The sequence below is a fragment of the Paenibacillus sp. RU5M genome (assembly GCF_900221055.1).
GTDB classification, from domain to species: Bacteria; Bacillota; Bacilli; order Paenibacillales; family Paenibacillaceae; genus Paenibacillus; species Paenibacillus marchantiae.
The window spans coordinates 576,891-591,343 of record NZ_OBQM01000002.1 but is presented as its reverse complement, the minus strand read 5'-3'; the positions used below and the strand labels follow the sequence as shown (position 1 = coordinate 591,343).

Here is a 14,453-nt window from a genome sequence, read left to right as displayed (position 1 = left end):
ATCTGATAAACCCGTCTGATTATTCAGACGGGTTTATATATTTCACGCATGACATGTCTCAGTTCAGGCAAAATGAGTTTATTCATTGCCAGCTTGACAGCTCCCTTGGAGCCTGGCATGGAGAATACGGCTGTACGCCCGATGGTTCCTGCTACTGCCCGGCTAAGAATGGCAGCAGAACCGATATCCTCGGTATAGCTGAGGAAGCGGAAGATTTCTCCAAACCCCGGCAGCTCCTTATCGAGTAGTGAAGACACTGCCTCGTATGTTGTATCTCGGGGTGCAATTCCGGTCCCACCGCTGAGCAGCACGGCTTCGATATCGTCACGAACGGCTGCATCCTGCAGGATGCTTCGAATGGTTTCAGTTTCATCCGGTGTAATGATATATTCGACGATCTGGTAGCCTGAATCGGTTAGCAGCTTATGCATAAGTTGTCCGCTTGTATCAGTGTCCTTGGTACGGGTATCTGAAACGGTTACAATCATACAGGATACCGTGTCAGGGGCTTCCTGACGATGTTGTTCCACTGAATTGGTCATAATACATCCTCCTCCAATCAACATGTTCTCATAGCATAGACCATTCAGTAGAATGAGGCAATGGACTTGCAAATAGAAGGCCAGGATTGCGCAAAGATTGCAGGATAGTGTACACTCGCTAGGATAGAGATAGACCAGTACCATTGGATAAATTGAGAGGTGAACAATGATGAGTGAATTAAAAACAAATGAATCATCCATACCAGTATATATATTGTCAGGCTTCTTGGGCAGTGGCAAAACGACACTGCTTGTTCAACTGATTGAACATTGGCAGCAACAAGGTCTCCGGCCCGCCGTTGTCATGAATGAACTGGGTGAAGTGAATCTGGATGGTCAGATTGTTGATGCTTCCGTGCCCATGACGGAAATGTTGGGAGGATGCATTTGCTGTACCGTGCGCGGTGACTTGGGGCTGCAACTTGCTGATCTTGTGCAGGAGGAATCGCCTGATGTCATTATCATCGAAGCAACAGGAGCAGCCAACCCGATGGAGATTCTGGATGCAGTAACGGAAACATCCCTCTATATGCGACTGGAACTGAGAAGCCTGATTACTGTAGTAGATGCCGCGCATCTGTCAGGGCTGTACCAGGAGCAGAAGGGACAAACCTTCAAGCTGATGCAGGAGCAGATTCGCTGTGCGTCTGTACTTCTCCTGAATAAAACGGACCGGGTGAATCAGCAGCAGTTGGCAGATCTGCGGGACCTGTTGGCCCGCTGGAACGGTTTTGCTCCGGTACTGCCTACGGTGAAGTGTGAAGTTGATATGGATGTGCTGCTCCGCAGTGGAGACAATGTGCATGCTTATCAATCTGTTGAGGAAACTAGTAAAAACGCGGAGAAGGAACATCACGTGCATTCTGAGGCTTGTGCAGAGCATGGATGCAGCCAGGATCATGGACATGAACATCATGAGCATGTGGATCATGATCACAACCATAGACATAATCATGCCCATCCCCATGCTTCGCATGAACATGTCATGGTATATACACACTATTTCACCCAGCCGGTGAACAGTGAGGCTTTTGAGCGCTTGATAGCTGAGTTACCACGCGACGTGTACCGGGCAAAAGGGATTTTATCTTTTAGCGATACGTCCAGCCGGTTCTGGTTCCAATATGCTTACCGGGAATCGGATTATATGAAGATCACACCTCAAGGGGATGTGCCTAACGTCGCTGTGTTTATAGGTGAGCATTTCGATCAGTCGGTTATTCGCAACCAATTGCTGGAATTAGAGGCGGCAAATCAGGTTTAATGATTCAAGGTTCCTCCAGACGGGGTATTAAGAAGCATAGCAAACTTAGTCTGGGAGGTAACTTTAAATGACACAACAACAATATCAACAATGTATCGATGCTTGCCTGGAGTGTATGAATGCTTGCAACGTATGTTACATATCGAGTCTGAAAGAATATGATCTGGCGATGCTGCGTGATTGCATTCGTTTGGATCGGGAATGTGCAGAGATCTGCAATTTTGCTGCTCAATCCATGACACGTGGAAGTGATTTCATCGCCGAAATTTGCGAACTATGTGTGAAAGCATGTGAAGCTTGTGCTGCTGAGTGTGGCAAACATCAACATGATCACTGCCAGGCTTGCGCAGAAGCTTGCCGCAAATGTGCAGAGACTTGCCGCATGATGGCCGCAGTAGCGTAAATATAACTCCATTGAATTAAATTGAATTGAAAATAAAAAGCCTGGGCAATTTGCAAAGATGCCAGGCTAATCCCCTCACAGAAAAGACACCGTAATAAGACATCTGATAAGATGTACTTCAAGGTTGTTTGCTGGAGGGGATTTTTTATGGATTCAGCAAAGAAACGTTTCTGTTACTGCCCATACGACGGTGAGATTTTCTATCGATAGCTGGTATTACATTGGCAAATGCATGTAACAGGTTGCCAAAGCAGAGCGTGATCTGTATAATGATGGCAATGAATTGAAACGATGAATATCCGTGATCGGGAGAGTAGCCAGAATCCATGCATAACAGCGAGCCGGGGCAGGTGGAAGCCGGTATGACATGACCTGAGTGAAGCGCACCCGTGAGATGGTTGTCCGAAGGCATGTTTGCATCCTTGAGAGGGTGCAGAGCATGGACTAGAGGGCAATCCGGCAGGCGACCGTTAATCGCAACGAGCGGAGCACGTTGTGAATGTACTAAGATGTACATTTGCTGCAGGCTCACCTAGAGTGGTACCGCGGGAACTGTGAAGATCAGCTCTCGTCTCTGATATAGAGACGAGGGCTTTTTTTGTTTTCTATAGCATGGCTAAATACGATAATGACTAGGAGTGTTCGACATGTTGATGAATCAGGCAGCAGCACAACTTGCTCCGTTAACGGGATTGAAGCAAGACGAGGTGTTGAGATTACTGGAGGTTCCACCACAGGCGGAGATGGGAGATGCGGCTTTTCCTTGCTTTATTCTGGCCAAGTCGTTGAAAAAAGCACCCGCGGTTATCGCCGCGGATATCGCTGCCGAATTACAGACCGTTGGGCTGGATGCTTCAGCAGCAGGACCTTATGTGAATATACGCTTCAATCGGGAAGATCTGGCGCCGAAGCTACTGCAAGAATTGGGACATAAAACATTTGGCAAGTTGCAGCTGGGGGCAGGTGCACGCGTCGTGATCGACATGTCGTCGCCTAACATTGCAAAGCCGTTCGGAATCGGTCATCTGCGCTCCACCGTGATTGGGGCAGCATTGTATCGGTTATATAACGAGGCAGGCTATACTTCGGTCAGTGTGAATCATCTGGGGGATTGGGGAACGCAATTCGGCAAGCAGATTGCAGCCTACAAACGTTGGGGTAATGATGAAGCGCTACAGGCTGCGCCAATTCGTACCTCATTGGAGCTGTATGTGCGTTTTCACGATGAGGCGGAGAATGATCCATCTCTGGAAATCGAGGCACGAGATTGGTTCCGCAAGCTGGAGCAAGGGGATGAAGAGGCGCAGCGGTTATGGACCTTTTTTGTAGAAGTGAGCATGAAAGAATTCAATCGGATGTATGAGCGTCTGAATGTACAGTTTGACCATACGCTGGGTGAGAGCTTTTATAACGACAAGATGGATGCAATAGTTGAAGAACTGAAAGCAAAAGGATTGCTCGAAGAGAGCGAAGGCGCATTGGTGGTACGTTTGGAGGAGGAGAATATGCCCCCTTGCCTGATTATCAAAACCGATGGAACAACCATCTATCCAACACGGGATTTGGCAACAGCCGTTTATCGTCATGATGTGATGAAGGCAGATAAAATGCTGTATGTAGTCGGGGGAGAGCAGAAGCTTCATTTCCGTCAGGTCTTTGCGGTATTATCCCGGATGGGGTATGCATGGTCTGAGATTTGTGAACATATTCCGTTTGGCTTGATGCGTTTCGAAGGACGGAAGATGTCTACCCGCCGGGGAAAAGTCGTCTTTTTGCAGGAGGTATTGGATGAGGCGGTTGCTCGGGCATTACAGATTATTCAGGAGAAAAATCCGAATCTGCCGAACTCGCAGGAGGTTGCGGAAGCGGTTGGTGTAGGTGCGATTGTATTCGGAGATCTGCGCAATAACCGGTTGAACGACGTCGATTTCTCGCTCGAAGATGCGGTGAGCTTTGAAGGCGAGACAGGACCTTATGTGCAATACACACATGCCCGGATTAACAGTGTGCTTGCGAAGGCAGCAGAGGCGGGGCATGTGGAAAATGAAAATCAATTAGAGAATATTCCTAGCAGTGTTAGTAACAATGCTGCGGCCAACACTCAGAATAAGCCGGTCATGGTCGGTGACACTTCATGGGCATTGCTGAAACTGCTGGCGGATTATCCGCAGTATCTGGAAAAAGCAATTCATCGCAACGAGCCTTCGGTCATTGCCAAGTATGCGATAGATGTTGCCCAAGCGTTCAACCGCTTTTACCATGCGGAACGAATTGCGGATGCGCCGACTGACGTCAAACCCTTCCGGGTGGCGTTAACAGAGCGTACGGCGGAGCGTCTTGCCTACAGCCTATATTTACTGGGCGTTCAGGCCCCTGAACGGATGTGATTCTATGGGATGGAGGACAAGTAGATTATTCGATAAAGCAGGAAAAGCAACAGCAGACTTAAACGGACGAATCATATCGCTACAGCAGGTGAGCAAACGACTTGGGGATGTGCAGGTATTGAATGATATCAATCTGGAAGTAGGTCAGGGTGAGTGTATCGTCCTGGTGGGCAGGAATGGCTCAGGCAAAAGCACGTTGCTGCGTGTGCTGGCGGGTATGTTACTGCCTGACTCAGGCTCGCTGCGCAAGCCCAGGCATGGACAGATTATGTATGCACTGGATGGACTGTCACGCCTGCCCTTCACATCAAGAGAGTACCTGTGGGAAATGGGACGTATTCGAGGCATGCGCCCTGAAATATTGCGACAACGGATAGGCGAATTGAGTGAGCTGTTATTCGTGGGCACGGCGCTGGATCAGAACCTGCCTCAGTTATCCAAAGGTACTTTGCAGAAGGTGAATTTGATTCAGGCTTTGCTGCCTGGACCTGATGGGTTATTGCTGCTTGATGAACCATTGTCCGGTCTGGACGTTCCGGCACAGGAAGCAATTGTAGCTTTGCTCAGACAGTGGAAAAAGGAAGGAAGCCAGATCGTTACAGCTTGCCATGAGCCATTGCTGATTGAACGTCTCGCAGATCAGGTCATCGTGTTACAGAAGGGAACGGTGCTGCGTCGCTGGAGTCAGGAAGAATTGCAGCAAGCTGGTGAGCCCGCTGTGAGTATCCAAAGTGTGATGGAAGGGCTGGAACAATCCGTTATCAAATCGCTGCTTGTTGATCAACCGGGAATCATTGCATGCCATTGCGGCATGGTTCGTCAGGATTATGGTCGAGAAGTATGGGATTGGAAGGTGTCACGCAGTTCGGTAGATCGGATTATTGGAATGATTCTGGCAGCTGGCGGTTCCATTGTGTCTGTACAGCCGGAAGAGAGCCGATTAAATATGGAAGGATTGATGGAGGGGCGGCACCCGGGTGAGGTTATAAGCAGGGAAGTTGCTGAGAACCTTTCCTCCATATCTACGGCAGGAGGCGACCTCCAATGATCTACTTGACTCGTTATTTGTTAAAACATTACATACGTTCACAGAAATATGTTGCGCCGGTGATCTTTTATATCATTACGATGCTTCTTATCTATTCCTACAAACCTAATCCGGTTGCGGATAGTTATAGCGTTACGGCCATGCTGCTCTTTTTTGGTGCGGCCTGGCTGGGCTTGACGGTATTGAATACGGAACCTGCGGGGCAGTATCAATTGCTTGTTCTGCATGCAGGAAGCAAACGCAAGGTTGTCTTCGCACAACTGATCTGTGCGTTGATCATGCAGTTTGGTCTGACTGCAATTACCGTGTTATACCCGGTTGTTACGGGCATGTTTGGAAGGCTACCGAGTACTGGAGAGTGGATCATGGCTTGGGCCGGACATTTGGCTTTGTCGCTCTTGGGTCTGGGGCTCAGTGTTTTCTTCCATAAATCATACATTCCCATGCTGAGTCGCAGCATGCCGCCTTTCATTGTGGTGATGTTATTATCGTTTGTCCAAGGTTCATTAAGCGGACGTTTGCCTGAATCCATACAGTGGGTTGTCAAGCTTCTGCCACCGGCATTTTATTTAGTGCGTGAGATGATGTTATTTGAAGAATCGAAGTTGGGGGCTGTTGTTCTGACAACAGTGTGGGCTATACTCTATGCCATAGTTCTACTCATCATTCATATATGGTTATCGGGAAGAAGGGATATACGGAGTTAGAGGGCTATTATTCCGTTTAACTTGAATGTTGGTCCATGTTTCGTTACCATAGAGGGACGTTAGAATGGAATGTATTGTACGGAGATAAAGGGGGCTCGCTTATGCAAAAGACAGACATGCAGCATGGTGACATGCTGGACAGCGAACACTCCAGAGAATTGTTTGCATACTACGGATTGGCTGTATATTATGGACAGGCGCTTGAACAGCAACTGGTCAATCTGATTTTATTAATGAAAATGTCCCAGGGCAAAGTTGTTTCCGAAGAAGATCTGGAAGATCTGTACGAACGGAAGATGAGCAGTTCACTCGGGCAACTCATTCATGAGGTGCGTCATCATTTTACTTTTTCAGAGGAAGAGACTCGTCAGTTGAATGAACTATGGAAGCAGCGTAATAGCATTGTACATCACTATTTTAAGGAACGAATTCATGAGACATTCAGTCCTGAAGGACGATCACGTATGATCAAGGAGCTGGAAGATTTCAAAGACCGTGCACAGGAACTGGAGATTAGTCTTCAGCAGTACACAGGTGCCTGGATTGCAGAGCTGGGGCTGGATGCTGAATCCGCGGCAGCGCTGCAGACACTCGAACGTATGCATGCAGAGAGCATGCACGCCCGGGCACTGGAAGAGGATGAATCATTGTGATGGAAGGCAAGTCCCGGATACGTAAATTAAAAAGCAGACACTGGCTTGTAATCTCCATTACATCGCTAGTACTGATAGGAGTCATATGGACAATAACTACAGCATCGCTCATCTGGGCCTACACCGATGAGGAATCATCCAGACAGAGTGATGCAGCCATTATCCTTGGTGCAGCCGTAGAAGGGGACAACCCATCACCCGTATTTCGCGAACGTATTGAGCATGCCATTTTATTATATCGCCAGGGGACGATCAGTCATCTGCTCTTTACTGGTGGTTCTGGCGGTGCAGGAGAGCGTGCCGAAGCCGAAGTAGGACGAGATTATGCTGTTGCACATGGTGTAGATCCGGCAGATATTCAAATGGAGACGGAGTCGAGAATTACGGAGGAGAATCTGGTCAACTCGCTTAGCGTTGGAGAAGAGGCAGGGTTTCGCACCTACACCATTGTAAGTGACCCGCTACATATGAAACGGGCGATGAAGCTCGCTAGCGGACTCGGCATGGATGCCGTCCCGTCCCCAACACGAACGACGGCTTACCAGACCTGGCGCAGCCAATTTCCTTTTCTGGCAAGAGAAACAATATTATATATGGGATATGTGGTCAAAGGATGGATAGACAATCCGCAGCAGCACGGAAAGTGACTGGTCTGCGCGATTGTCTTTTTTTTGCGTATGTTGATGCGGCGTTTCTATGTTCCGGGATAATTAATCGCTGCACTAACCAGTGCAGCCACCCCAAAACCGATGAACCACCAAGGCCAGCGCCGATGATTGTTTTTACGTATACCGATGAACAAACTGATGATCCCCGCAAGTAATACCACGGTAGCCAAGCTGCTGCCAACAATCCAGCCGATGCTCATATGTTTACCTCCTCTATATGGAATGTTAAGAAGAGCTCCCTATGGTGAGCTTCCCACCTCTGACCTCTGCTTGAAATGGATAAATACCGTTACGATACGTATGTTGATTATGATTGGATTGAAGCGAGAGATCACTGCTGAATCGGCCCCCAGCCTGCTTGAAGTCTAACTTGAATCCATCGTTATCTGCTGGGATTCGCACTTCAACGTTACAACCTGTGGAGCGACTATCCAGAGATTGAAGCATCGTTGAGGAGTGAATGGTGAGTTGGCTGCCTGTCACTTTGGATTGAATATGGGTGAACTGACCGGATAATTGAACAGGTGAAGAAGTGGCTTGCAGTTGCATATGTTCGGCATGGAGGTCTGTTGCTGTAACCCGACTGCCCACGGATCGTAGACGGATATGCTGGGCATGGCCAGTTAAGATGAGCTTGCCGGATGTACAGTCACAATCCCATTGTTCCGAAGAAACGTTATCTACAAGAAAGTGGGAACCAACTCCGTTGATCGACAGCCTTTTCAAGACCGCAGGCGGCAGTACAATGTGGAGCGATGTGCGGTGAAAGTTAATGCCCAGCGGAAAAGCTTGTTTTCGTCCATCGATCAGATGTAATAAACCGTGGCTGACGTTAGCTTCAAAACATCGAGTTCTTGGAAAACGAGCGGATCCCCATTGAGTAACACGGATAACGGCTTCTGTACCCCGGCTAATATGCACTTCACCTTGCATCCATTCCAGAGAAAGGGCGAGAAGGGGTTCTTCGGACAACCATTCTTTGCAAATCATATGTCTATTAGATTTCAAAATGGTTATCCCTCATTTCTGTCATCCTCTTCATCCAGAATAGGATAAGCGCCCATCGCAGCATGTTGGTCTAGAATACGTTCAATTAGCGATTCACTCACAATATCGGCACCAAGCATGTTCATCAACCGCTGTAAAAAATAAAGACGTTGCTTCGTTTCGGTCGAATTGCGGTCAAACAGTGTTGGATTAATCCATATATTGACCAGCATCATGAATACTTCTGCACAAGCTTCGGGATCTTCGGTATGGATAGATCCATCTGTAATGCCTTCACGCAAAATCGCTGCAATCACCGGTGCATCGATTCGCACGGCTTGTTGAATCCCTCGTACAATGAACACTGGATTTTTGATCTGGGCTCGAAGTACGCGATCCAAGGAATGAGCCTGTTGATCAGAGACGACATGCTCCAAAATCTGAACTAACTTGTCTCGTGCTGGGGTGGTCGTTGTATTTGTAACTAAGTGATCCAGCATTTGAGCCGTATAGTTGAACTGTTGCTCCATGACCGCCTCCAGTATTTCCTCTTTGGATCTAAAGTGATGATACACAGCTCCCTTGGACATGCCTAGGGTAACAATGATGTCCTGGATACTCGTCTTTTCAAATCCTTTATCTGTGAACAACTGCGCAGCGACGTTCAGAATCTGCTGTACCGTCTGCTCAGGGTGCTTGTTTCTGGCCATAATAACCTCCTTATATTTTAGATACCGACCGTTGGTATGTATAATACAGAGAGATGTTTCCATTGTCAATAAGAGGAAATCAGAAGGAGTGAATACACGAAGGAAGTTTATATCGATCAAATCTTGAGTTTATTGAGAAAAGGTAAGATCAAGAAAAGATAAATAAGCGCGGAGAAAAGTAAAGTGGGACCAGAGTAAAGTAGATTGAGCAACCAAACAACCAACCTTGTTTCGGATTTTGCGTCATGGACAAAATAAAACCGATCTGCCGCAGACCAAGAGGTCCGCGGGCATATCGGTTGGTTGTTGAAGTATATTTACATTTATTCCCGTTTTACTTACACGCCGCCTCCAGCAAAGGAAGAAGTGGTTCGAATGGCCTCGCCCAGTGGGTTGTTTCCATTCGTATCCGGTGCTGCTTGAGCACCTTGCTGTAACTGATACATCTGATAATAGCGACCTTTAAGTTCCATCAATTCATCATGAGCACCTTGTTCAACGATCCGTCCGCGATGCAGAACCAGAATCTGGTCTGCTGAACGAATGGTGGACAGACGGTGGGCGATGATGAAAGTGGTCCGTCCTTTTTTGAGGACTTCGAGCGCATTTTGAATTAATGCTTCCGTTTCCGTATCAATGTTCGCCGTAGCTTCATCGAGAATCAGGATGGCTGGATCGAATGCCAGTGCACGAGCAAAGGAGATCAATTGCCGTTGTCCGGCAGATAATGTACTTCCTTTTTCGATAACCGGCTCGTCGAATCCTTGCGGTAGATGGGCGAGAATTCGCTCAGCACCTACATCGCGCAGCGCCTGTTCAATCTGTGCACGAGTAATCTGCTCATCCCCGAGACTGACATTGGAAGCAACTGTACCCGTGAATAGGTACGGATCTTGCAGTACAATGCCCATATGTTCGCGAATCCACTGTTTAGGCAGATCCTTTACGTTCTGACCATCAATCGTGATCATGCCCTTCTGTGGATCATAGAACCGGAACAGCAGGTTGATGATCGAGCTTTTACCGGAACCGGTATGGCCCACTAGGGCGACCGTTTGACCTTGTGATGCTTTGAACGAGATGTTATTCAGCACATAATCTTTTTTATAAGCAAAGGATACATCGTCAAACACGACATTTCCTTTGTATCTCGGCATCGAGCCATCGGTTACCGGTTCACCTTTCTCATCCATCAGTTCAAATACACGTCCGGCCGATACCATAGAGGAGTCCAGGTTCGCGAGTTGGTTCACCATACCTGTAATTGGCTGGAACAAACGTCCGAGAACGTCAACGAATGCATACAGCACACCCAGTGAGATGATACTCGTACCGTCCAGCACACTGGAACCGAAGTACCACAGAACAACTGCAAAAGCGATATTCCGCAGGACGTTAACCAGGTTGTGTGAGGTGAAAGCGTTCAGGTTGAGCATTTTATTCTGGTGTTTCATATAATCATCATTCAGATCCTCGAACTCCTGCTTGGTCTGTTTCTGATGACGGAATACCCGGATAATGGACATCCCTTGAATGGACTCGTTAATAATCGCATTAATCTCGCTCAGACGTGAACGAATAATCGTATTGTAACGAGTGGCGATTTTACGATAAAGCACAATCCACAGAACCAGCATCGGCACAACGAACAGCGAGATCAATCCGAGGCGGAAATCCAGCAGGAAAAGCGCAATGTACACTCCAGTAATCGTAATGATGCCTGAGAAAAAGTTCGAAAGAACCGCAACGAACAGATCCTTGACGGCTTCAGTATCGTTGGTAACCCGAGAGACCACTTTACCTGCGGGCAGGTTATCGAAAAAGTGTACCGGCAATCGCTGGATATGTGCATACACATCGTTACGAAGTCTTTGGATGACTTTGTTGGCAGATGATTGCAGCCAGTATGTTTTACCAAACTCCATAATGACTGAGATAACAAGGAAGATCATGTAATACACAATCAGTTGATAGATGCTTGGCATTTCCGGTTTGTAAAAGGCATAGAGTTCACCAGCGGATAAAGGCACCGCCGCATATTGACCCGTCACTTCGCCTGCGCGTGTAACTGTCAGTGTTCCGTCCGCGTAGGTTCGATCTCCATCGGGGGCACTTACGGATTCATTCACAAAATAAAAACTTCTACCGGCTTGCAGTACGCGTACCTCGGTACCTTTCGTTTCATCCGGTTCAAACCGGCCTTCACGTTTGTAGTTCTTTCCATTGTAGACCGCCGCTTCGCTTGAAGCTGTAGTCTCATAGAAAGGTTGCTCAATAGCGAGCAAATGATTGTCGATCATGGACTTGGCGATGAAAGGGCCGGCAAGTTCAGCCGCAACTCCAATCGTAAGCATAATCAAAGCGGCAATAAACGTACCTTTGGCTTTTAGGGCGTATTGAAGCAGCCGTTTGCCTGTATTAGACTTCAAAGCGTTGACCTCCTACGTGGACAAATTAGACTCCACCTGCTGCCGTTCATACTGTTCACGGTACCAGCCGTTCATAGCAAGCAGTTCCTGATGGGTTCCTTCTTCCGTTATTTTCCCTTGCTCCAGTACGATGATTCGGTCAGCGTGTTCAATAGCGGACAGGCGGTGAGTCGAGATCAGCGTTGTTTTGCTCGAGCGTTTATTTCGTATATTTTCAATGATTTTAGCTTCAGTTCGTGCATCGACGGCAGATAGAGCATCGTCCAAAATCAAAATGTCTGGATCGGCGATAAAGGCACGCGCCAGCGATACACGCTGTTTCTGTCCACCGGACAGCGCAATTCCTTTTTCACCAACGAGTGTGTCCAGACCATCGGATAAAGTGCCCAGATCTCCGTCAAAGGCTGCGGTGCGAATCGCTTCCATAATCACATTATCATCAGCACCCGGCTTGCCGAATTGAATGTTCTGACGGACTGATTTGGAGAACAGCACCTGTTCTTGCGGAACATATCCAATCCAGCTGTGCAGGTCATCTTTGGCGATATCTTGAATCGGATGACCGGAGATGCTTAACTTACCAGATCCAGCCGGGTATTCATGAAGCAATTGTTTGAGCAAGGTGGACTTGCCGCTACCTGTACGTCCCACGATCCCCAGTGTCTGCCCACGTCGAAGTGAAAAGCTGACATGACTGAGATTATCGATGGTAGAACTAGGATAACGGAAGGTAACATCCTGCATAGCGATCTCTTCCGGATTAGTAATATGAGCAGGTTGCTCAACATCTTTCACGGCAGGTTCTACAGATAGCGTCTCGTTAACCCGATCGAGTGAGGCACTACCACGCTGCATCAGGTTAATCAATTCGCCAATCGCAAACATTGGCCAGATCATCATCCCCAGGTACATATTGAACGATACGAGATCCCCTAGGGTAATTTCATTATGAAAAACAAGATAAATGCCGTAGGCAAGTGCAATCACATAACTGAGTCCAACACATAACCGGATGGTAGGTTCGAACAGTGCATCCATCTTGGCAACGGCCAGATTTTTGCGGTACACATCTTCAGTGACATCAGCGAACCTTTTCTCATCCAGACGTTCCTGAACATAGGCACGCACGACTCGAATGCCGGCAATAGACTCAAGCACCTGATCGTTCATATCCCCGAATGCATCCTGTGCCAATGTGTATCGTTGATGGACGGCTTTACCATAGATCATCATGGCGATGGCGATAAAAGGCAGAGGCAGAATTGCGGCTAGGGTCAGTTTCCAGCTAACCAGAAAACCCATGGCGAATAATACGGTTGCCAGAAAAGCAGTGGAGTCTGTTAACGTCAGCATGCCGAAGCCTGCTGTGGTAGCAATGGAACGAAGATCATTTGTGGCACGCGCCATCAGATCGCCGGTTCTGTTTTTCTCAAAAAAGGGCGGGGTCATTCGCAGCAAATGGTCCATAAAGCGTGACCGCAGCAAGCGTTCAACCAGATTGGCACCGCCAAACAGTTTGTGCATCCATATGTACGTTGTCAGATAAATAATGATGACCGATCCTAGAATAAGTAAAATGTAACGTGTAAGTGAGGCGCCGGTGATGGAACCGCGTACAATCTCGTCAATGGCATTGCCCAGAAGACGAGGTGGCAGCAGTTCGATGACGCCCACCATAATAAGCAAGGTGACACCAATGAGGTATCGTTTGCGCTCCAGCCGGAAAAACCAGGCTAGATTTTTAAGTACAGAGAACAAGTGGTATCCCTTCCTTTCAAGTTCGTGAAATGCATGTTCCGTTCATGTTTAGCCATTTGAGCCCACAAAAAAAGACATACCGCACGCAGGCGGTATGTCTTGGGTATCATTCATACGGCAGCATGGCTCCGAGAGCAGAGCCACCACCGTAGATAAAGTTCGATTGTGAGAGTACAAAACAGCAAACCTGATTAGAGGCTTCTGTGATGCGGTCTTATGAACGGAATAACGATTTCATGGGTGCTCCGGTATTTAGTTGTATGCTGAATTGATGTAGATCGTCATTGTTAAACACCGTAACCACCCTTTCTTTTTTGGTAATAAATTGCATGTAGATCTCGTATGTTTGCATCTTAACACCGACTTTTACAATCTGTCAAACGTTTTTCCAAAACAGAAGATGCTGCGCATTATGATGGAATTATGACAAGTGAATGAACTTTTTTTGCGTATTTGGGGTGGATGAGGTTTGTAATCAGGCCATTGTAGCGATATGATGGAACATATATATAGAGAAGGAGCTGACACCAAATGAGTACCATACATGTATCTGACCGCGCTGCTCGCTGGTATAAGGAAGAACTGAATTTGAACGAAGGAGACAGCATTCGCTTCTTCGCCCGTTATAGCTCCGGCGGAGGTCTTCATCCAGGCTTCTCCCTCGGAATCGCCGTGGAGGAACCGAGACATCCTGCTGATCAAACGAAGGTATCGGGTATCCAATTTTTTATGGAAGATCATGATTACTGGTATCTGAAGGGTCATCAACTACATGTAGATGTCGTTGAAGAAGGACAGGATATCGAATATCGCTACACCGAGATTTAACGTAATATCTCTGCGTATAAAGAATGGCTCATCACCGGTCGCACCGATTTTCGAACAGGAGGAGATACG

The 14,453-nt window shown here is 47.5% G+C and carries 15 protein-coding genes; 8 read left to right on the top strand and 7 right to left on the bottom strand.

Annotation, left to right across the window (positions count from 1 at the left end; all coding sequences use genetic code 11):
• Positions 1-23 precede the first annotated feature (23 nt).
• Complete coding sequence (locus CRO25_RS08440) at positions 24-545, bottom strand: molybdenum cofactor biosynthesis protein B (protein ID WP_095206169.1); 522 nt, start codon at positions 543-545, stop codon at positions 24-26.
• A 166-nt stretch (positions 546-711) separates the two neighbouring features.
• Here CRO25_RS08440 and CRO25_RS08435 point away from each other — a divergent pair, with 166 nt between their 5' ends.
• Positions 712-1,806 carry a GTP-binding protein gene (locus CRO25_RS08435; RefSeq protein WP_079694659.1) on the top strand — a complete coding sequence of 365 codons (1,095 nt, stop codon included), beginning with the start codon at positions 712-714 and terminating at the stop codon, positions 1,804-1,806.
• Between the two features lie 67 nt (positions 1,807-1,873).
• Positions 1,874-2,209 carry a four-helix bundle copper-binding protein gene (locus CRO25_RS08430; protein WP_079694658.1) on the top strand — a complete coding sequence of 112 codons (336 nt, stop codon included), beginning with the start codon at positions 1,874-1,876 and terminating at the stop codon, positions 2,207-2,209.
• A gap of 145 nt (positions 2,210-2,354) precedes the next feature.
• Here the strand turns inward: CRO25_RS08430 and CRO25_RS33005 are convergent, their stop codons facing one another.
• Positions 2,355-2,726, bottom strand: a complete 372-nt coding sequence (locus CRO25_RS33005) for a hypothetical protein (protein WP_143806520.1) — start codon at positions 2,724-2,726, stop codon at positions 2,355-2,357.
• 130 nt (positions 2,727-2,856) lie between these two features.
• On the opposite strand from CRO25_RS33005, the gene argS reads away from it, so the two are divergent.
• The 5 genes from argS to CRO25_RS08405 all read left to right on the top strand — a co-directional run bounded on the left by argS (position 2,857) and on the right by CRO25_RS08405 (position 7,651).
• On the top strand, positions 2,857-4,596 hold the full coding sequence (argS, locus tag CRO25_RS08425; protein ID WP_079694657.1) for an arginine--tRNA ligase: 1,740 nt from the start codon (positions 2,857-2,859) through the stop codon (positions 4,594-4,596).
• A gap of 4 nt (positions 4,597-4,600) precedes the next feature.
• Positions 4,601-5,644, top strand: a complete 1,044-nt coding sequence (locus tag CRO25_RS08420) for an ATP-binding cassette domain-containing protein (protein WP_079694656.1) — start codon at positions 4,601-4,603, stop codon at positions 5,642-5,644.
• Positions 5,641-6,351 (top strand): hypothetical protein, encoded by a 711-nt coding sequence (locus tag CRO25_RS08415; RefSeq protein ID WP_079694655.1) that lies wholly within the window; start codon positions 5,641-5,643, stop codon positions 6,349-6,351. The genes CRO25_RS08420 and CRO25_RS08415 overlap by 4 nt, the downstream gene beginning before the upstream one ends.
• Positions 6,352-6,452: 101 nt before the next feature.
• On the top strand, positions 6,453-7,004 hold the full coding sequence (locus CRO25_RS08410; protein ID WP_063566340.1) for a hypothetical protein: 552 nt from the start codon (positions 6,453-6,455) through the stop codon (positions 7,002-7,004).
• Complete coding sequence (locus CRO25_RS08405) at positions 7,004-7,651, top strand: YdcF family protein (RefSeq protein WP_079694654.1); 648 nt, start codon at positions 7,004-7,006, stop codon at positions 7,649-7,651. Before CRO25_RS08410 ends, CRO25_RS08405 begins: the two co-directional genes overlap by 1 nt.
• A gap of 47 nt (positions 7,652-7,698) precedes the next feature.
• Here CRO25_RS08405 and CRO25_RS33265 read toward each other — a convergent pair whose 3' ends face one another.
• The 5 genes from CRO25_RS33265 to CRO25_RS08385 form a co-directional block, all read right to left on the bottom strand.
• Positions 7,699-7,872 carry a hypothetical protein gene (locus tag CRO25_RS33265; RefSeq protein ID WP_162842452.1) on the bottom strand — a complete coding sequence of 58 codons (174 nt, stop codon included), beginning with the start codon at positions 7,870-7,872 and terminating at the stop codon, positions 7,699-7,701.
• A gap of 25 nt (positions 7,873-7,897) precedes the next feature.
• Complete coding sequence (locus tag CRO25_RS08400; protein WP_079694653.1) at positions 7,898-8,662, bottom strand: DUF4097 family beta strand repeat-containing protein; 765 nt, start codon at positions 8,660-8,662, stop codon at positions 7,898-7,900.
• 23 nt (positions 8,663-8,685) lie between these two features.
• The gene (locus tag CRO25_RS08395; RefSeq protein ID WP_063566337.1) at positions 8,686-9,369 is read right to left on the bottom strand and encodes a TetR/AcrR family transcriptional regulator; all 684 of its coding nucleotides are present in this window, start codon (positions 9,367-9,369) and stop codon (positions 8,686-8,688) included.
• 338 nt (positions 9,370-9,707) lie between these two features.
• The gene (locus tag CRO25_RS08390; protein ID WP_063566336.1) at positions 9,708-11,798 is read right to left on the bottom strand and encodes an ABC transporter ATP-binding protein; all 2,091 of its coding nucleotides are present in this window, start codon (positions 11,796-11,798) and stop codon (positions 9,708-9,710) included.
• A 12-nt stretch (positions 11,799-11,810) separates the two neighbouring features.
• Positions 11,811-13,556, bottom strand: coding sequence for an ABC transporter ATP-binding protein (locus CRO25_RS08385; RefSeq protein ID WP_063566335.1), 1,746 nt, complete (start codon positions 13,554-13,556; stop codon positions 11,811-11,813).
• Between the two features lie 531 nt (positions 13,557-14,087).
• On the opposite strand from CRO25_RS08385, the gene CRO25_RS08380 reads away from it, so the two are divergent.
• A complete protein-coding gene (locus tag CRO25_RS08380) occupies positions 14,088-14,384 on the top strand; it encodes a HesB/YadR/YfhF family protein (protein WP_024630313.1) in 297 nt (98 codons plus the stop codon).
• The last annotated feature ends 69 nt before the right edge of the window (positions 14,385-14,453 follow it).